Below are 19,740 nucleotides of genomic sequence, written 5' to 3' on the forward strand. Positions count from 1 at the left end.
TCATTTCAACCGATTCCTTCATGGCCCAAATAAGGTTTATTGCAGGAGTCGCAAAGTATTTTGCCGGATTTTCCATTACTGGCAGCCATTTTTCATAATCGCAGTAGAACTCTGGTATTCTTCCCAGCGACGCCCTTCTTTCAAGCGACTTCTTGCTTGCCATTACAAGGAACAGTCCTGGAGCCACTCCAAACGCCTTTTGAGAACCCGTAAGCAGCACGTCTATTCCCATGTTTCCCATGTACTCTTCCTCTGCAGCTGTTGCGCATACCCCGTCAACTATGAATATTGTGTTTTCAAACTTTTTGACTACATCCCCTATTTCCTTTATAGGTGCTGCAACTCCCGTAGCGGTATCCACGTGGGTCACTGTTATTGCTGAATACTCTTTTTCACTCAACTTTTTCTCTATTTCCGCCGGTGAAACCACTGTTCCCCATTCGCATCCTATTATGTCTACATGCAGTCCCTTTCTTTCGCAAAGGTCTATGAATCTGTCTCCGAAATATCCATGAGAAACTATCAGAACATTGTCCCCCGACTTAGTGTTGTTTGCAATGGCCATTTCCATAGCCAAAGTTCCAGTGCCCGCCAGCGGGAACGCCTCTCCATCGCAGTCGAATATGGATTTCAAATCCTCTATCAGCTGCTTGTAGTCCCTTACAAAGTCCGGATCTCCAAAGGCAACCGTCTCTCTTGCCATCTGGTCTTGAATGCATCTTGCAACTGGTGTTGGCCCCGGTATGCATACTAGTCTCTTATTCTTCATTTTTATTTCCTCCTCTACAGATAACCTCTGTCTTATTATTTGTCATGCGTTTATCAGTCCGTTTTTATGTTTTTTTATTGAAAATATGATATTTTTTGGAATTTGACGGCTGGTTTTTTCCTGCGAACAGGCATTGACTCTCCCTGTCATCAATTGTTAACTTATAATACTTTTATCCCTCCACGGGTGAGAATGTCAAGGGCTTCGAGTTCCCCATCCACTCCCATCCGCATGGGGAACTCAAATAGTTTAATTACAGTTCTACATCCCTGTTGCAGTCTTTAGAATATATATAAGTAAGGTTTTCTCTTCCCGAGCAGTATACTGCCTGAGGAGTATATGGTCCAAACCATATGAAATCCTCTTTTTGAACAGGTATCCACTCATTGTCAAGATTATACACGCCCTCGCCTGACAGCATGTATGCTCCGTGTTCCTGAACATGCGTCTCCACAAATGGATGGCATCCTCCCGGCTCAAATGAAAGTATGTGCATGTTCATGTCGAAAGCAGTATCTATTGGAAGCAGGTCTTTTAGCTTCACATTTTCCATTCCGTCATATATCTGCTCTTCTATGTCGTTTGTATTTCCAAAAACCACCCACGGCTCTTTTCCTTCTGTCGGCACGAATACCTGCTTGTAAAGAAGCGCTTTTGACTCTCCGATTGCAGCGTTTTTAAACTTCATTCCAAGCTTTGCCGGTGAGTAGACATATCCTCCCGAAGTAAGTTTGTATTCCTCTTCTCCTGCTGTAACAGTTATTTCTCCTTCAAGACAGTAAATGAAGGTTTCGATTCTTCCATCTCCTCCAAATGTCTCTGTACACTCTCCGTCCTTGTTTAGTTTGAGAAGGTACTGGACAAAGCTGGCTCCGTACTTTGGTGATGCGATTATACTAGTGACAATATTTTTAAAGCTTGGTATCACATTGTTTACCAGCCCGTCTGGAGGTATGATTGTGTACCTGCCTGGTTTTATTACCGCCCTTGTTTCTAATAGTCCGTTTGGATATCCCATAATAACATCTCCTTTTATATTATATAAGTCGTAATCTTATTGATATGCTTTCATAAGTTCATCAGTCAGTGTACAGTATCAGAGCTATATATCTCAAATCGTGAAGCCCTATGTTTTTTAAAGAGTGCCTGTCACCGTCCCTGCATATAAGCAAGTCCCCTTGTTCGACGGTGTACACCTCCCCGTTGTCGCTGTATTCTCCTATACCATCCAGAATATAATAGGCTTCCTGGTCACCCTCATGGCAATGTTCTCCTATCGAACCGTTTGGTTCAATAATGCTTATGCCATAAAGCCTTCCTTTACCTGCAAAGTCAGTCTTGTCGAAGAAGTTCACCACTGTTGTGGTCCCCTCTCCATCCTTTAGCCTTTCTGTCTTCTCTATAAAGAAGTCGCCCATTCTCTTTCTCATGATTCACCTCCATGTTTTACGATTTATTTGAATGTCTCTTTATAAGCAAGTTCATACAACGTTTCTATTAGAATTTTTATTCCCCTCTCAAGGTCTGCCTCATAAGTAAATTCATCAGGAGAGTGGCTTATGCCATTCTTGCTTGGCACAAATATCATACCTGTTGGAACAAACTGTGCAACGATTTGAGCATCGTGCCCTGCACCGCTGTGCATCACTTTGTATTCCACGCTGTTATCCTTGCATTTTTCCTCTATTATGTCTACCATCCTGGAATCCATATAGACAGGATCTTCATCCATCCACATATCTATATTCGTGTCCACGCCTGCCCTTATGCCCTCTTCTTCAATCATTTTCTTTATGTCTTGTGTAAACTCTTTTATTACATCTCCCTGCGGATGTCTCACATCCAGCGTGAATTCGACCTCGCCTGGCACTACGTTGACTATATTGGGAGTAAGTTCGACTCTTCCAACCGTCGCTACCAATGGCTCTCCATAATCCCAGGCCATATCGTTTATCCTGTTTATTATTTTGCTCGATACAGACATCGCATCTTTTCTATACTTCAGCGGGGTCGTTCCTGCATGGTTTGCCTGGCCCACAACTTTTATGCTGAATCTTCTCTGCCCTACAACAGCTGTTACAACCCCTATGTTTTTCTCTTCCAGTTCCAACACATTTCCTTGCTCTACATGAAGTTCAACGAATACTTTTATGTCATTCCTTCTTAGGCTGTCATTGCTCTTGAAGTTGAATCCACATTTCTTCATGGCTTCGCTGAAAGGAACCATATTTTCGTCATGTATGCCTATGACGTCATTTCTGTTGGCTATGCCGAATATGTTCTTGCTCCCCCAGAAGGTGTATGGAAACCGGCTTCCCTCCTCCTCTGCAAATGACACCACCTCTAACGTCCTTATAGGGCTTCCATATTTTTCATACAGATAGTTTATTGCTATTATTCCTGCAATTATCCCAAACTGTCCATCCAGTATCCCTCCGTTTTTAACCGAATCTACGTGTGATCCCGTTAAAACCGTTTTGTCCGAACAGTTCGTGCCCTCTATTTTTCCATAAAGGTTGCCTACATTGTCAAAATAGGTAGTGAATCCTTTATTGTCCATATATTCTTTTAAAAAGTTCTGTGCACCCAGCCATTCTGGGGTGTATAGCAGTCTGCTCATTCCACCCTCATCAAGCTCTCCGAATGCACTGACTTCATTTAAAAGCTCAGTAGCTTTTCTTCCCAAGTTGTCCTTCTTGTCAAACTTCATCCAAGTCCCCCCTTGCCTGTTTTGTTTGTTAATTAATTATATAGTTTATCCTTTTCAGAGTCATTGTACCATCCAAACAATTTAAACAATATTTTTGTGCAAAGTGTACATTTAAAAAATGTTTCACAAGAAATATAGTCTTTATAATGTAGTAATTTCAAATATGCTTTTCTAGCCGCACTTGCTCATTTCAGCTGCAATTTCCAATATTATTGTGAATTTTTTAGGAATATGACCGCGTCACAGGTGGGAAGCTTTACTTATTAACAATTTTACAAGTAAATTTTCTCACCTATCCGATGTTAATTGAAGATTTTGCTTTATATTAGTGTTATGTCAGTATAAATTTTCTATATGCAAAATAAATACATATAGAAAAGCTTTATCAAAATGCAAACAATGCTTATACTGGATATACAGGTATACAATGTATTTCAGCCTTTTATAAATGCAGCTTTTTCTCAAAAGTAAATCTTCAATGACAACAGATCTAATAGGGGGGCTTTAAATGAAAATACTTAAGGACTTATTTTCACTCGATATTTTTAAAACCTGTGAAATAGCGGCTGGAAAAAACGGCTTGGACCGTCCGGTGGAATTTGTAAACATATCCGACACCCATGATATTGCCAAATTTTTGAAAAGACATGATTTACTGCTTACAACGGGATATGCTTTTCGCGACGATCCCTCTCAACTGATGGATTTCATACGCAACCTCAATAACATAAATGTTTCTGGCTTGATAATAAAAAAGAATAGATTCATACTAGCGCTTCCTTCTGAGGTAATTGAGCTGGCGGATGAGCTGAATTTTCCCATACTGTTTTTTGGCGGATCCAACAGCCTGGGGGATCTTTCATTCAAGGTGATAAGCTTTTTAAGCGATTACAAGAGCGAAGAGTTGTTTTACGCCATATATTTCCAAAAAAAATTCACAGACATGATGCTTAGAGACTGCAGCATTAACCATTTCATAGAACAGCTGAGTTCAGCTTTAGACTGCCCTGTGTTCCTTTTGGACAATAAGCTCAACATGATCTGTTCTTCTAAAAACATAGGCCTGAAAAATCAGCTGCTTCTCGATTCCATACTGGAATATTTAAGCAAGCCATTCAATCCAGCCGATAACAAGGACATATTTATAGAACCGTCTGACACTTGCAATTCAGCATATTTTTCATTTTTTAAGGTCTCAACCATTTACGACAACGAAAACACCCTGGTAGTTTTGAACAGCGATAAACTAGTTCACCCTTTATCTCATTCTGCCATCGAGCAGGTTATAAACTCACTTTCATTTACACTTATAAAAAAACAGATCTCAAGCGAAAACATTCAAAAGGCTAAATCTGCATTGTTTTTCGACTTGATTTATGGAAACATAACAAACAAAAACTCATTTTTAATAAAGGCTTCTGAATACGGTCTAAAGGAGAATATGAAATATATCTGCATTTCCGGCGCTTTTGACGACGTCATGGAGCAGGTCAAAATGAATTACTTCTACCAAAACCGGGTACATCTGGCCATCTCGGACATTACGGAAATTCTGGAAAACGAGTCTAAGAAGCTGTCACTGGACAGCATTATATTTACTCAAAACAACTACATAATAGTAATAGTCCAAGTCGATACGTACAGCGCGGAAACAGAACTGAAGATAAAGTCTCTATTGAGAAACGCACAATCCACAATGCTCGAATGTATGGCTATTTCGTTTGGAATAAGCACATCGGTTCGTTCCATAGAGCAAATCAAGGAGGCCTACCTGGATTCACTTGAGGCGTTAAACTACGGATATGATTCGGAAAAGAAAAACTTTATACAAAGCTACAAGGCAAAATCCGCAAAAGACATATTCTGCATGCTGCCCGAAAGGACAATACTTGAGTTTTCAGAAAATATATTAAAGGATCTTGCCTCTAGCTCTTCAAAGGAACACCAGGAGCTTTTGACGACTTTAAATTCATTTATCCAAAATCGGTTCGATATTTCAAAAACATCCCGGGAGCTTTTTCTCCATAGAAATACCGTGAAATACAGGATTTCCAAATGCGAGGAGCTTTTAGACATGGATCTTCGCGATTATTCCGATGTCTTCTCCATTCAAATAGCTTTGGAGTTCCAATCTCTATTAAAAAAATAGTCAAATCATTCAAAAGAGGCAGGTGAGAATATCACCTGCCTCTTTTTGCTTCAAATGTATATGGCTTTTTATTTCTCAAGTCAGTTTAACTGTTTTTGCAGTAAGCCATAGCCCTTTTATGCTCCCGTACTGCTTGCCGCACGGCCTGAGACGCCTGAATTGTCATTCCCCTCGAATATTGTTCCCCTTGCATACGGTCTGCTTGACTTCATCCTTCCCATCAATACGTAATATACAAGGCCGCTTGGCACAAGGCTTACATACCATGAAACCTGCACAAACATAAGTGCTACTGCCGCTCCTGTGAATATTGAAATAATGCCCGCCCAGTTCACACCATTGAATGGTCCTTCAATGTCATAATAATGATTAAGGTTCAGCTTTTGTTTTCTAAGTATGAAGTAGTCAACCACTAAAACCGCAAATATAGGACCTAGAAAAGCCGAATAGATTTGAGTGAATAAGGCAAGTCCCCCTGCAGACTCCGGTCTTACAAGTATCCACGGAAATGTCAAAAGTGACAGTATTCCAACCAATATAGTAGCCTTCTTGTATGATATCTTAAAATTATCCATAAGCACGTATACCGGCGGCACTATATTGTTCAGTATGTTAGTAGTCACCTGTGCAAAAGCTATGAACACTAGTGTCATTATAGTCAGGAACTGGTTGTCAACCGCTGAAGAAAAAACTGCAATCGGATCTGCATTCCCAGTCGCTCCTGAAACCATCAGCCCTATCAGCCCCATGAACAGCGTAGCCGGCAGTATTGCAAGCCAGTAGAGACTTCCTGTCATCAGTGACTTTGTTTCTCTCTTTAACTCCCTTGAATAGTCGCTCGAATTGATTATCATGGTAGAGTAAATCCCTAAAAATGCAGTTGTACCACCCCAGAATGGAAGTCCCCATGTTCCCTCTATTCCCATTATGGTCGAGCTTATCTCAGCATTATATTTTGTTAAAACCGAATAGAACATGTATCCAAGGGTCAGCAAAATAAATACGGAGCCTATATTTTCAACCCATTTTATTCCTTTGAAACCCTTTATGGCAAGTGCTACCTGAAGTGCTGTAAACAGTATAAAGCACATCATCATATTGTCGAATCCCCAAATGGTCTTAAAGCAGCTGTTTAACGCGCCTGCTCCAACCCAGCTTTGGAATCCAAACCAGACTATAGCCGGTATGGCTCTTAGCAGGCCTGGCACTGCAACGCCTTTTATTCCGAATACTCCCCTTGCCTGCACAGTAAATGGAATTCCATATTTATGGCCCCCCTTGCCCGCAAATACGAGGGCTATGGCTATCACCGTACATCCTATTGCCATCGCAACAATCGCCTGGGTGAAATTAAGTATTCCGATAAGGCTCGCACCCATCGAAAACGTACCTATCGATACGCATCCTCCAAGGAAGGCGCAAAGATAAGAGATCTTGTCCATTATTCTTTCATTAGTTGGAAGCAGTTCTGATTTTGTGTTTTTCAGCAGCCTGCTGTCAATTTTCATTTCGTCAACTGTATTTATCATAATAATAATCTCCTTTGCCAGTATTTTTCATTATTATTTGATTTTCTTTACTAATTCTCCGAAACCTTTCTCTCCAACCACTTCACCGTCCATGGCGACAACGTCTCCTCGTACTATAGTGCATACAGGCAAACCTTTTCCCCGAAGTCCCACGAAGGCTGAAATTTTATTTAGATACATAAGTGAGTCGGCAGTTATTTCCCATTCCTTTTCTGGATCAAGTATTACAATATCTGCATCAAACCCTACGTCTATGCTGCCTTTTCTTCCATATATCCCGAAAGTCTTAGCAGGACCTTCGCTGAGAACCCTTGCAAGCATTTGAGGCTCGTATCCTCTTTTATTGACCCCTTCACTGTACATAACCTGCATTACATTTTGGATTCCGCTTATTCCTCCCCATGCTCCGAATACCCCATGCTTTTCTTCGCATTTTTCACTCTCCTCACAAGGCGAATGGTCAGAGCCCACACAGCAAAGAGTCCCATCATTCACATAATCCCACAGCTTTTCCCTTGACTCAGAGTCTCTTAATGGTGGTGCACATTTGAATATGCTTCCTTTATTAAGCACATCCTCTTCTGTATATGTCAGATAGTGGCCGCATGTCTCTCCTGTTATATCAACTCCCTGAAGGCGTGCAACCCTTATTTCCTCTGCCACATCCGGGTGGCTTACATGGCATATGTGCACCTTGGCCCCTGTTTCCTTGGCAAGGTCGATTATACCCTTTGTTGCTATAAGTTCTGCCGAAAGCGGCCTAGAATCCAAAAATGCCCTCCAGTCCTTTCTGCCTTCCCTTTTTGCCCTAGCTTCTTCCCATTTTATTATTGAATAGTCCTCACAGTGAAAACCCGCTCTGGCATCAAATGTCTTTAATATTTCAAGCCCCTCTCTCACCTGTCCCATGGATAAGGATACATAATCCGGAGATACGGGACCTATGAAAGACTTATACGCTACCACGCCTTCTTCATCTAATTCTTTCAGATTGTCAAAATTGTAGTCTACAAATCCGCCCCAATAACAGTAGTCAACATAGGCATTCTTTGAAACGGCCTCTTCCTTTTTGAGCAGTGTCTCTCTACTTGTCAAAGCCGGCTCATTCTGCATGGGCATATCTACAATAGTGGTTACTCCTCCCACCGCAGCGGCGGCTGTGCCATGTTCATAATCCTCTCTCCAAGTAAAACCCGGATCATTCAAATGCGCATGGCTGTCAATAGCTCCCGGAAGTACATATCTTCCCTTTGCATCGATCTCATGCTTCCCTATTGCATCGCTTCCACTTTCCATTATTGCTGTAATTTTTCCATCCTTTATGCAAATGTCTCCCTCGTAAACATTATCTGATGTTACGATTATTCCATTATTAACAACTAGGTCAAACATATTATGCACACCCCTTCTGGTATAAAACTTGAATATCACCTTTTTATAATCATGCATTTTGTCTGTCTTTAAAATTCATTTTGCGTTAATTCAGTAACAATCGATTGTTTGTTTTCTTGATTTATTCCATTGTATAATAATTCTCAAAATATTGAATTGGATAGTTTGACTAATTTTTATTAAATTTTTATCCACTTTGTACAGTTTAGACAGCTATTTTGTAATTCGCCACTCCTTTGGCCAATATCAATTGCCCAGTTTTTAACAATTTCAGCATGCGTTTTTCGAACCCTCCTGTATTTCCCACCAAATTCACACATCTGAATCTCATTCACAATTGAAAGCTTTTTAAAGTATTCGTATCTGCTTAGCTCAGCAACGCTCCAATTGCAAATCGCAGTCCCCTGCGTCCATTTCAATTCAGACAAAAGAGGAGCCCTGCGACATGTCGCAGGGCTCCTCTTTTGTTGATGCTGTTTATTTTTAGCTCGCTTGCTCAAATACGGTTCCCTTTGTGAACGGCTTTGAAATCGGAAGCCTTTTCATAAGCACATAGTAAGCCAGTCCAGCTGGAATTGATCCCATGAAAAACGCCAATTTGACTTGAATGAACGCGCAGGCCGCTCCTATAAATACTGCCACAAGAGCTGCATAGTTGGTGCCCTTAAATGCTCCGTCCGCATTATACAGCTCGTTCAGAGAGATCTTTTGCTTTCGAAGCAGGTAGTAATCCACTGTCAAAACCGCGAAAACAGGACCGATAAATGCCGTATATGTCAGCACGAACAGGTCAAGCCCTGAAGCCGACTCAGGCCTTATAAGTTTCCATGGAAAAGTGCAAAATGCCAAGAGCCCTACTGTCACAGCAGATGTCCTATACTTGATTTTGAAAATATCAACCAGCGCATATACAGGCGGAATCACGTTGCTCAAAAGATTAGTTGTGATTTGGGCAAATATTATAAACCCAAGTGTCATAACAACAAGAATCTTATTGTCAACCGCCGTTGAGAATGCGACCACAGGGTTCATAATCCCCGTAGCAACTGAAATCATAAGCCCTATCATGCCCATGAAAAGCGTAGGCGGAAGCATCGAAAGCAGATAGACAACGGCTCTTTTTTTGTTGCTGTATCCTTTTTTGAGCTCTCTAGCGTAGTCTCCGCAGTTTAGCATGACCGCAGTATTAACTCCGAAGAACGAAGTCACAGCACCCCAGAACGGAAGCCCCCACGAGCCTTCAATGTGGATTAGTTTAGTGCTAATCACATCTCCATACTGAGTGAAAACCACATAGAACATGTACGTAAGCGCCAGTATTATGAATACCGCACCGATGTTTTCAAGCCACTTGACACCTTTGAATCCAAGCAGCGACAATAGTATCTGGAATATCTGGAATCCTATGAAAAACAAAATCATGTTGTCATACCCAAACAGAGTTTTTGAAACCTCGTTCAAAGCAGAGCCTCCAAGCCAGCTTTGAAACCCATACCATACCACCGCAGGCACGGCTCTTATGAGCGCCGGAAAAATCGTACCGTTCATTCCAAAAGCACTTCTAAGCTGCACCACATACGGCACCCCTGTTGTATAGCATAGTTTGTCATTTATCACAAGGCAGACTACCAAAAGGAGTGACCCCAGTGCAATTGCAAGAGCCGACTGCATCAGATTAAGCCCGCCAGCCACCAGGCTGGCCCCCAGGCTGAAAGTCCCTATGGACACGCAGCCCCCCAGCCAGGCAAAAAGATATGATGTGCTGCTTAACATCCTTTTGTCGTCTGGAATTGGACATAGTGTATCGTCAACTTGATTGTTTACACCTTTTATATCCTCCATTGACTATTCAACCCCTTCCCTAACCGGATAAATGTATTCTCCATGACCGAACATATCCTTGTACATTCCATTTTCAGCAACCAGTTTTCCTCTTACAAACGTATGGGTTGGACATCCACGCCCCTTCACCCCTTCAAATGCAGAGACTTTATTCTTGGTCATAAGGCTTTCTTTTGTGATTTCCCACTCCCTGTCAGGGTCTACTATAACAACATCAGCATCAAATCCTATTCCAAATGCTCCCTTTCTTCCATATAGTTTGAATAGCTTTGCCGGATTGTAGCACAGGGTCCTATTCAACAGAGTCGGGCTGTAGCCTCTTTTGTGGACAGCCATGTCAAACATCATCGGAAGTAGAAACTGAATGGCATTCAAGCCTCCCCAGGCAGTCCATATTGTGTTTATTTCATTGCTCTTTTCTTTTTCATCTGCAGGCGAATGGTCTGAACCAATGCATGAAAGAGTTCCATCTAGCACATAGTCCCAAAGCTTTTCTGCCGATTCTTTAGTTCTTAATGGAGGGGTGCATTTTGCCGGAGCGCCTTTTTCTATAACCAGGTCTTCTGTAAATCCAAGATAGTGAGGACAGGTTTCAGCTGTAACATTAAGCCCTTCATGAATGGCATCTTTTACGATCTGCGCAACCGAAGGATGGCTTACATGACATATATGCACCCTGCCTCCCGTTTCACGCGATATGTCTATTATATTTTTGGCTGCTATATATTCCGACAGCACTGAATGGGCGTTCAAAAAGTCCCTTACACTATTTTTCCCTTCAGCTTTAGCCCTTGCAACATTCTCCTGTATTATTCCATATTCCTCGCAGTGGAATCCGGATATAACCTGTTGCGGCTTTAGTATTTTCAAAGCCTCCTGCACCTGACCCATATTCACAGATGTGAAAACGCTTTCTCCCATCGGGCAAACAAACGCCTTGAAAGCGGCCACTCCCTTTTGCGCAAGCGGCTCCAAGTCTTTTAGATTGTCATTTACAAGCCCGCCCCAGAAGCTGTAATCCACTACAGCCTTTTTGCTTGCAAGCTCCTGCTTTCTCTCAAATGTGTCTGTGTCTGTCAAAGGTGGTTCGTTATTGAGCGGCATGTCGATAAGTGTTGTAGTCCCCCCGACTGCGGCCGCTCTGGTCCCCGTCTCAAAATCCTCTCTCCATGTAAATCCCGGCTCATTAATGTGAGCGTGGCAATCTATAATTCCCGGAAAAACATAATTCCCCCTGGCATCTACAGTTTCAGCCGCTTCAAGCATTCTCTCCGGATTAGTGATGACTTCGAATTTTCCATCCTTTATTCCTATATTGGCTTCATATATCCTGTCTTTTTCTACAAGTCTTCCATTTTTTATCAGCAAGTCCAGCATTCTCATACCTCCTTAGTTTCAATGGGTTTCTCAGCGATTTAATATGTTTCACTACCCCACAGCCATAATACCTGTTTTAGATCATTTTTATTTCATTGACCATTTCCTCCTTCCTGTCTCTATAAGATTATAATTTTAACGTTAATTTGATAACAATCGTTGGTTTGATTGATTCTATTCTACAGTTATTCTCAAAATGTTTAATTAGACACTTTGACTAATTTTTATTAAATTTTTATTCATATTGAACAGTTTACGCAATATACGATATGCATTTTTTGATATTTTATGCATTATGTCAGTCTACTTCATTGCCTTGAATTTAACATCTTTCTTCAGAATCCCTGTGTATTTTACATTCAAAAATACAATAAAAATACGGGCCTTAAATCGGGCCCGTATTTGCTTATTCTGTTTCTGTGAAATTGTCATTGAGGCGCTTTAATAGCCCGAGAAATATCTCCTTCTCATCATCTGAAAAACCCCTGTATGCCACATCATAGACATCACCTGAAATCTGGTCATATTTTGATTCTATCTGCCTTCCCTTAGCAGTGAGCTTAATATATGTCACTCTCTTGTCATTTTGGGACTTTTCCTTTTCTACATAGCCCAGCTTCAATAGCTTTTCTACAAGAGGAGTTACGGTTGACTTGTCCTTTCCTATCCTCTTTGCTATTTCCTTCATTGTAAGCCTTCCGCCATTTTCATAGAGAGCCGTAAGCACATTGCCGTGCGACGGTATCAGATCGTCAAGCCCTTTCTCTTTGAGTTTTTTTTCTATGAATTTCAACATTTTTTTTTTGGTTTTGCTTATAAAATAAACTATATATTTATCATTCACGACATATGCCTCGTTTCTGTTTTTATAATATATTAGACAGTTTCAAATAATCTGCTTAAATTATAACCTTCATGTGGTTTGAATGTCAATTCAGCCCAAAACAGTTTGACATAAAATCATTTTAAAGTTAGAATAGTTTTGTATCAAACTATTTCAAGGGAGGAATTTAAATGCAACAAAAATTCAAATCAGTGGTTGTAAGTGAATTGGACAAAAATAAATTTACAATAGATATAGTCAAAAGGGACATGGGCTCGCTCCCTGAGGGCGACGTGCTTATAAAAGTCAAATATTCTTCGCTAAACTACAAGGACGCACTTTCTGCATCCGGAAACAGGGGAGTCACTAAAAGCTATCCCCACACGCCGGGAATAGATGCCGCTGGTGTCGTTGCAAAGAGCGGCTGCAGCAGGTTCACTCCGGGGGACAATGTCATAGTTACTGGATTCGATCTTGGAATGAACACTTCTGGAGGATTTTCAGAGTATATAAGAGTCCCTTCCGGATGGGTGCTTCCCCTTCCCCAAAACATGTCACTAAAGGATAGCATGATGTTTGGAACCGCGGGGCTTACTGCCGCGCTTTCCGTCTATAAGATCGTGAGTGCGGGAGTGACTCCAAAGTCCGGTGACATACTCGTTACCGGGGCTACAGGCGGAGTTGGAAGCTGCGCTGTGGCCATCCTTTCAAAACTCGGCTACCAAGTGACTGCCGCAACTGGTAAAATGGAAGAAAGTGATATGCTCATGGATTTGGGGGCTTCAAATGTCGTGGACAGGCGCAGCCTTGCAGACGATTCCGGAAGGCTTCTTCTTAAGGAAGCCTGGGCAGGTGTTGTTGACACCGTCGGCGGAGAGATGCTTTCAACAGCGCTCAAGTCGTCCAAATACGGCGCCGCTGTAACATGCTGCGGCAATGTAACCGGCCATGACTTCAACTCTTCGATATACCCTTTTATATTAAGGGGCGTGAACCTGTTTGGAATAGATTCAGTCCAGTGCCCTATGTATTTGAGAACGCATATATGGGACATGCTTTCAAGCGAGTGGAGCTGCGGCATTTTAGAAAAATATACTCATGAGATATCTCTTGAAGAGCTAGAGTCCAAAATAGACATGATTCTAAATGGAAGGCTCAGCAAAAAGACAATAGTAAATCTTGAACTTTAAGGATGTGGATCATATGAAATATGAAGGCGTAGTGTACAGGCCTCCAAGCGAGTTCGACAGCCTGATAGTGCAGGCCACGATAGGCTGCCCCCACAACAGGTGCATATTCTGCAACATGTACAGCGACAGAAACTTCAGGATAAGGCCCGTTTCAGAGATAAAAGAGGACCTCGAAGAGGCCATGTCAGAATTCGGCGACTGCGTAAAAAAGATATTCTTTGCAGACGGAAACACAATACTCATGAAGACAGATGAGCTTTTGGACATACTCCGCTTTTGTAGGGATTCGTTCCCGAACCTAAAAAGCGTCACAATGTACGGCTCCGCCCAGTATATACTGCTCAAATCCCAGGACGAACTTAATGCCCTGAAATCAGCCGGACTGTCAAGGATACACTCCGGAATGGAGTCTGGTGACGACGAAGTGCTAAGGCTAATAGACAAGGGCTATACTGCCGAGCAGATGGCAAGGGCCGGCCGCATGGTAAAGTCGGCGGGAATTGAGCTGAGCGTGTATTTTCTGTGCGGGGTGGGCGGCAAAAAGCTCTCAAGGCAGCACGCTCTAAACAGCGCAAAAATAATAAACCTAATAAACCCGGATTTCATAAGGCTAAGGACCCTTATGCCTTTTGAGGGCACTCGCATATACGATATGTACAAGTCAGGTGAATTCGAGCTTTTAAGTCCACATGAGGCCCTTTTTGAAACAAGGCTTCTCGTGGAACATTTAAATGTTCAGGGCTCACAGTTTTTGAGCGACCACGTTTCAAACTACGAAAACATAAAGGGCGTACTGCCTGGCGACAGGGAGAAAATGCTCGATGATATAGACGAGGCGCTTGAGCTTGACCCGTCTGAGTTCAGAAGCCCCGAAAAGGGAGTCCTTTAACACAGGCATAATTATCGAAAAAGCCCGCAGACAAAATAAATGTCTGCGGGCTTTTGTGTTACAGCATCTCTATGAACGCGCCTATCCTCGTGGAAAGCTGTCCTAAATCCGAATGGGAATAGTCCGTCTCTATGGACATGTAGGGAGTCCCTTTTCCTTTTGCAACGTTTTTTATCACTGCCGTTTCAACGTTGTACGTGTGGCACGACTGGAGTATAACGTCAATCACTCCATCTACTTTGTATTCGTCTATGTAGCTTTGTATCATCTCTTTCCTGTGTCTGTTAGGGCTCATGCATGCGCATCCCGAATTTATGTACCTTCTTGTAAGAGCATCTATTGGATCGCCCGACTCGTCCACAAGGTCGTCTACATCCTTTGCTGACGAGCAGTTTTCAAAGCACACCACAACTCCGCCGTTTTCCTCTATTGTCTTTATCACCTTTTCTGTCGAGTCCCCAAGAGGAGAGCCTGTGACAAGTATCCGCTTTGCATCCTTTGGTATCCTGCTGCCGTTTTTTTCATAGTCTTCCCTTACCCTTGCCGCAAGCTCCCTTATTTTTTGGATTTCAACCTCCTTGTCGGCTATGTAAAGTGTTCCCTGAAGAACCCTTCTCATGTCAAACCCCGAAATTGGCGGCGGACAGAGCTTTCCAAGCTCGTAAAACTCCCTTTTCGCCTTTCTCTCCTCGTTTTTTATACTTATGGTCTTCCTTATGTTTTCTTCAGTTATCTCTACTCCCAGCCCTTCCTCTATTGCTTCCTTGAGCTTTACCATCTCACTTCTATAAAGCCTGTAAGCCTGCTCGCCTTCAGGCGTTTGAGGTATGTATACCACATGCATTGGCTTTACTTTTCCGAGTATTTCGTACATCTTCTTTTTGCCGTCACATGTAGTCTCGCCTATAAGCATGTCCGAAAAATAAAAATACGGGCACTTTTCGGTTATCCCAAACCCGTAGCTAGACTTTATAAGGGGGCATATGTTCCTTGGAAGATGCCTTTCAGCATCCGGTATTGTCTCCTCGTGCATGCCGCAAAGCCATGTCGAAACCGCCCCTGACGCGGCAATTATCTCCCAAGGCGCGAATCCGCAGTATACGCCTATGACCTTTTTGCCTTGGTCTTTTAGCTCCTTTATCTTTAAAAACCCGTCCCTTCTCGCATCGCTGAATTCCTGTATCCTCTCCATTATGCCCATCGGCTCATCTCCCTTTTTGCATACTCTGAATGCTGATTGGTGCGGTTAATGCATTACACTAAAATTTTAGATGCATACGTCTCAATAGTCTAATCGAAAAAGGTGATTAATAAATGAGCCTTAATAGTATTATTCAATATCTGCAAATCAAATGGTTTTTGGATGCTGTGAAATTTAGCCAAAAGGCATTTGCATGTACTCTTGGGATCCAAGCCAATCCCTCCGCACCTGTATTTATGCGGTCTTTGTACTTTTGGCATCTCTTTGCACACTATCCGCAGGCATCATGGACCTTGAAAGCATCCAAGCTGATATACCAAGCGCAACTATCTCGCTTACGAAAAGGCTTATCCATATCCCAAATTCCCCAAATGCCATTGGAAGCAGCGTTACAAAAATGGCCACAAGCGCAATCCCCCTCACACTGGATATTAAAAGAGCTCTTTTCACCTGCCTTGTAGCCGTGAAATATCCCGATATTATTATGTTGAATCCGCATATCAAAAATGAAGCGCTGAATATCCTGAAAGCCCCTTTTGAAAGTTCGTATATATGGCTGTCTGACCTGCTTATGAAAAGCTCCACGATCTCCCCCGCAAACACTTGGGATATCAGCGCAAAAAGTATCGACGCCGCCGCAACCGATTTGAAGCTTAGTCGGAGTATTCCCTTTACGCTCTCGCTGTCGCGCCTTCCGCAAAAAAAACTGACAAGGGGCTGCATGGCCTGGTTTATGCCTATCATGCTCATTACCACAAGTGAGTTTGCATACATCATGACTCCAAATGCGGCAACTCCGTCCTCCCCGATATGCCTTAGTATTGAAAAGTTGAAAAAATATACCATTATTCCCGTTGAAAATTCCGTCACGGCCTCCGGGAATCCAGTCGAGACCATGGCCAATATGTCACCCATGTCAAATACAGGCCTTGTCAGTTTCATATTTGAACGCCCCATAACAAAATGCGCCATAAAGCCAATGCACGATATGAGCTGTGAAATCCCGGTGGCCCACGCGGCTCCCCGTACGCCCCATCCGAATTTCATTATGAAAACATAATCCAGCGCCAGATTCGTAATGGCCGCGACGCTTACAAACAGTATCGCATACCTCGGGAACCCGTCCGCCTTTACAAGAACCTCTAGATAGTAGGCCACCATGAAAAACGAGCAAAACGGAATTATTATTCCAAGGTAGTCTTTCACGTAGTCCATTGTCACACTGTCGGCTCCCAAAAATGTGGCTATGCCTTCAAGCCTTCCGACTGAAATCGCTGTTATCAAAAGTCCTGTCCCACAAAGAATCATGCTGCTCATGGTGAAAAGCCTGCTCGCCCTTTTAAAATCCCCCTTGCCCATGGACATAGACACCATTGTGGACGCCCCTATCGACATCAGCAGCGATATCCCAAACACTATATTTATAAATGGCATTGAAATGTTTACAGCGGCAAGCGCCGTAGGTCCCACGCCTTTTCCCACAAACATCCCATCCACCATTGTATATATCGAAAACACCCACATGGCGCTCACCGAAGGCAGCAAGAATTTAAAAAACTTCCTTTTCATCCCTGTTTTTCCCATAATATCATCTCCATAACTACATTATACCGTTCTTATCAAGAATTTTTCCATTTTTAATACCTTTTTAATGTTAAGGTGGTAATATATTCTCATACAAATATAAATTTTGAAGGGAAGAGTATATTAAATGCATGATTTTAGTCTTTTGGAAGGATTTTTAAGTTTCATAACAGCCGGAGTGGGTCTTACATTCATGGTGATGATGTATCTTGTGCAGGCGTTTGCATGGTACAAGCTTTCAGAAAAGGCCGGACTGTCATACAGGTGGATTGCATTCGTACCCGTGCTGCAGTTCATACTGTTTTTCGGAATAATAAAGAAAAATCCGCTTTGGATATTGATCGCTATAGTTCCATTTGTCAATGTGGTCGCATACATCTATTTCTATTACCTTTTCTACAGGGCCTTCGACACACCGGATCTGCTAATAGTGCTGTGCCTTGTATTTCCTCCCCTGGGAGGGCTTTACATGCTGTACATGGCTTATTTCGACGATGTGAGATATGTCGGAAACAGATAGATACAAACTGAATATAGCTTAATCCTAATATGAAAAATCCTGCGCTGCGGATTCAATAAGCAGTGCAGGATTTTTTTACGTTAAAAATTGTTTTACTGACATATCATATGTGTTATAGTTTATAGCAGCCGTACTTTTTTCTGCGCCTTTTTTAGGCTGCGCTTTACAAATACTGACTTCCATGTGTTTTTATTTTCAAATAAAACACTCTTTAGGTCGTTTATTGGCAGATAAATACGGGCAGTATATAATGCGAATTATAATATTCATTGAATACCTTGCATATTCATAGTAAAATTATAGTACAATCATGAGAGTTGCATATTTTACGCTCTCTACGAAAGGGGTGTCGCTTTGTTTCTTTTGGAAAAATCACTCGCATACTGTCTTGAAGGCTTTCTTATGGCAGGCGCGGGACTTGGCATGATAGGCACAAGGCTCAAGCTGAGTAAAATGCTGATTATAGCATCCATATACGCTCTTGCCATACATGCAGTAAGGACATTTTATATTTCAAACGGGATACCATTTGGAACTCATCTTTTCATTCTATATGCCGTCTATGTAATTTTACTCAAATTTATCGGCAAGCAGCATATTCTTAAAAGCTTGGTGGCTACTTCCATTTCACTTTTACTGATACTCTGGGGAGAAGGCACTTTTTTAATCCCGTTGATCCAGATAATCAAATTTGACCCTGCAAGCATAGGGGTCAAACTAGGAGCTACTCTGACCGCAGTAGCACTTACCGATATACCGCTGATAATTGCATTTTTTGTAGGCTATGTGTTCAAATTCGCCCCCATAGACCTTGAATATTTCAGAATGAAGTAAAATGGTGCTCGACATGGATAAACAACTTTACAGGAGGACATATATTCTTGTGATTATAGTCCTCATTCAATTTACAGCTTCAATGATGTCAGTAAATGAGACTCTCCTGTATAAAATGGATTATGTACTTCCCGTATACAAATATCCCTATCTCATAGAACTGCTTATCCACATCCTCGGCATAAGCTCAATAGTATGGATAATATATATACTGAATTCGTTCAAGCAGGAATTAAAGTTCAGCAAGCAGCTCAACAGCTCTGATGAGATCATTGAAGCCCTGAAGGGGCAAAAGCATGACTTCAACAACCATATGAACATGGTGTCAGTATATATACAGATGAACCAGACCGACAGGGCAGCCGATTATATCAATGAGGTCTGCGGCAAGTCAAATGAGGTTTTTTCAATATCAAAAATAGAAAACGCTGAAATCGCGGCAATAATATATAAAAAATACGCCATAGCAGAAAGCAAGGGCATAACTGTGGATCTGGACATAACCTCAACATTGGACGGACTGTCAATAAGTCCCGTGGATCTTTCAAAAATACTTTTCAATCTGATTGATAATGCAATATACGAGCTTGAACACTCCTGCTCGTGCGAAAAAATTCTATCTATAGAAATATATGAATTTGAAGGCCAGCATATAATATCAGTCGGGAATTCATCCCCTGTGCTAAGCCCTGAGCTTTGCGAGAAAATATGGGTGAAGGGATTTTCAACCAAGCGCAATTCCAGGGGCGACCACGGCTACGGCCTTAGCATAGTTAAGCATGCCGTTGAAAAAAACGGCGGAAAAATAGAAGTGGAAAGCTATGACAGCATAGGCACCATATTCACTGTATTTCTTCCTAAAAACGGCAGATAAAGCATGGCTTCCACTATTCAAAAATGAGGGGATGCTCCAATATTGGAGCATCCCCTC

General features: G+C 42.0%; 18 protein-coding genes. 6 read left to right on the forward strand and 12 right to left on the reverse strand.

The window, feature by feature from the left end; all coding sequences use genetic code 11:
* The 4 genes from BUQ87_RS11525 to allC all read right to left on the reverse strand — a co-directional run.
* Nucleotides 1-769, reverse strand: a 769-nt coding sequence (locus tag BUQ87_RS11525; protein WP_074210106.1) for a pyridoxal-phosphate-dependent aminotransferase family protein, incomplete at its 3' end; no start/stop codon positions are given.
* A gap of 253 nt (nucleotides 770-1,022) precedes the next feature.
* Nucleotides 1,023-1,787: a (S)-ureidoglycine aminohydrolase gene (gene allE, locus BUQ87_RS11530; RefSeq protein WP_038262083.1), complete on the reverse strand. Its 765-nt coding sequence runs from the start codon at nucleotides 1,785-1,787 to the stop codon at nucleotides 1,023-1,025.
* Between the two features lie 61 nt (nucleotides 1,788-1,848).
* Nucleotides 1,849-2,199 (reverse strand): cupin domain-containing protein, encoded by a 351-nt coding sequence (locus BUQ87_RS11535; protein WP_038262086.1) that lies wholly within the window; start codon nucleotides 2,197-2,199, stop codon nucleotides 1,849-1,851.
* 23 nt (nucleotides 2,200-2,222) lie between these two features.
* On the reverse strand, nucleotides 2,223-3,479 hold the full coding sequence (allC, locus tag BUQ87_RS11540; protein WP_038262089.1) for an allantoate deiminase: 1,257 nt from the start codon (nucleotides 3,477-3,479) through the stop codon (nucleotides 2,223-2,225).
* A 508-nt stretch (nucleotides 3,480-3,987) separates the two neighbouring features.
* Here allC and BUQ87_RS11545 point away from each other — a divergent pair.
* Nucleotides 3,988-5,628 (forward strand): PucR family transcriptional regulator, encoded by a 1,641-nt coding sequence (locus BUQ87_RS11545; RefSeq protein WP_038262091.1) that lies wholly within the window; start codon nucleotides 3,988-3,990, stop codon nucleotides 5,626-5,628.
* Between the two features lie 116 nt (nucleotides 5,629-5,744).
* Here the strand turns inward: BUQ87_RS11545 and BUQ87_RS11550 are convergent, their stop codons facing one another.
* From BUQ87_RS11550 to BUQ87_RS11575, 6 genes are all read right to left on the reverse strand, one after another.
* A complete protein-coding gene (locus BUQ87_RS11550) occupies nucleotides 5,745-7,157 on the reverse strand; it encodes an NCS1 family transporter (RefSeq protein ID WP_052635919.1) in 1,413 nt (470 codons plus the stop codon).
* 33 nt (nucleotides 7,158-7,190) lie between these two features.
* The gene (gene allB, locus BUQ87_RS11555; RefSeq protein WP_038262095.1) at nucleotides 7,191-8,549 is read right to left on the reverse strand and encodes an allantoinase AllB; all 1,359 of its coding nucleotides are present in this window, start codon (nucleotides 8,547-8,549) and stop codon (nucleotides 7,191-7,193) included.
* Nucleotides 8,550-8,728: 179 nt separating this feature from the next.
* Complete coding sequence (locus BUQ87_RS15305; RefSeq protein ID WP_159434328.1) at nucleotides 8,729-8,977, reverse strand: hypothetical protein; 249 nt, start codon at nucleotides 8,975-8,977, stop codon at nucleotides 8,729-8,731.
* 55 nt (nucleotides 8,978-9,032) lie between these two features.
* Complete coding sequence (locus BUQ87_RS11565) at nucleotides 9,033-10,391, reverse strand: NCS1 family transporter (RefSeq protein WP_038262101.1); 1,359 nt, start codon at nucleotides 10,389-10,391, stop codon at nucleotides 9,033-9,035.
* A gap of 3 nt (nucleotides 10,392-10,394) precedes the next feature.
* Nucleotides 10,395-11,768, reverse strand: a complete 1,374-nt coding sequence (gene allB, locus BUQ87_RS11570; RefSeq protein WP_038262103.1) for an allantoinase AllB — start codon at nucleotides 11,766-11,768, stop codon at nucleotides 10,395-10,397.
* Nucleotides 11,769-12,174: 406 nt separating this feature from the next.
* Entirely contained in the window at nucleotides 12,175-12,612 is a 438-nt protein-coding gene (locus tag BUQ87_RS11575; protein ID WP_038262105.1) for a MarR family winged helix-turn-helix transcriptional regulator, read from the reverse strand.
* Nucleotides 12,613-12,782: 170 nt separating this feature from the next.
* Between BUQ87_RS11575 and BUQ87_RS11580 the strand changes: the two genes are divergently transcribed.
* Together BUQ87_RS11580 and BUQ87_RS11585 are read left to right on the forward strand one after the other, a co-directional pair.
* Entirely contained in the window at nucleotides 12,783-13,781 is a 999-nt protein-coding gene (locus tag BUQ87_RS11580) for a YhdH/YhfP family quinone oxidoreductase (protein ID WP_038262108.1), read from the forward strand.
* Nucleotides 13,782-13,794: 13 nt separating this feature from the next.
* Nucleotides 13,795-14,670, forward strand: coding sequence for a radical SAM protein (locus tag BUQ87_RS11585; RefSeq protein WP_038262111.1), 876 nt, complete (start codon nucleotides 13,795-13,797; stop codon nucleotides 14,668-14,670).
* 58 nt (nucleotides 14,671-14,728) lie between these two features.
* Here BUQ87_RS11585 and BUQ87_RS11590 read toward each other — a convergent pair whose 3' ends face one another.
* A complete protein-coding gene (locus BUQ87_RS11590) occupies nucleotides 14,729-15,871 on the reverse strand; it encodes a double-cubane-cluster-containing anaerobic reductase (RefSeq protein ID WP_038262113.1) in 1,143 nt (380 codons plus the stop codon).
* A 234-nt stretch (nucleotides 15,872-16,105) separates the two neighbouring features.
* A complete protein-coding gene (locus tag BUQ87_RS11595) occupies nucleotides 16,106-17,440 on the reverse strand; it encodes an MATE family efflux transporter (protein WP_207647190.1) in 1,335 nt (444 codons plus the stop codon).
* 160 nt (nucleotides 17,441-17,600) lie between these two features.
* Here BUQ87_RS11595 and BUQ87_RS11600 point away from each other — a divergent pair, with 160 nt between their 5' ends.
* From BUQ87_RS11600 to BUQ87_RS11610, 3 genes are all read left to right on the forward strand, one after another.
* Nucleotides 17,601-17,975: a DUF5684 domain-containing protein gene (locus BUQ87_RS11600; RefSeq protein WP_207647191.1), complete on the forward strand. Its 375-nt coding sequence runs from the start codon at nucleotides 17,601-17,603 to the stop codon at nucleotides 17,973-17,975.
* Nucleotides 17,976-18,329: 354 nt separating this feature from the next.
* Nucleotides 18,330-18,809: a hypothetical protein gene (locus BUQ87_RS11605; protein WP_038262121.1), complete on the forward strand. Its 480-nt coding sequence runs from the start codon at nucleotides 18,330-18,332 to the stop codon at nucleotides 18,807-18,809.
* Nucleotides 18,810-18,822: 13 nt separating this feature from the next.
* Nucleotides 18,823-19,683, forward strand: a complete 861-nt coding sequence (locus BUQ87_RS11610) for a sensor histidine kinase (protein WP_159434329.1) — start codon at nucleotides 18,823-18,825, stop codon at nucleotides 19,681-19,683.
* The last annotated feature ends 57 nt before the right edge of the window (nucleotides 19,684-19,740 follow it).

Origin of the sequence: Peptoclostridium litorale DSM 5388 (assembly GCF_900141635.1) — a bacterium.
Classification (GTDB): domain Bacteria; phylum Bacillota; class Clostridia; order Peptostreptococcales; family Peptostreptococcaceae; genus Peptoclostridium; species Peptoclostridium litorale.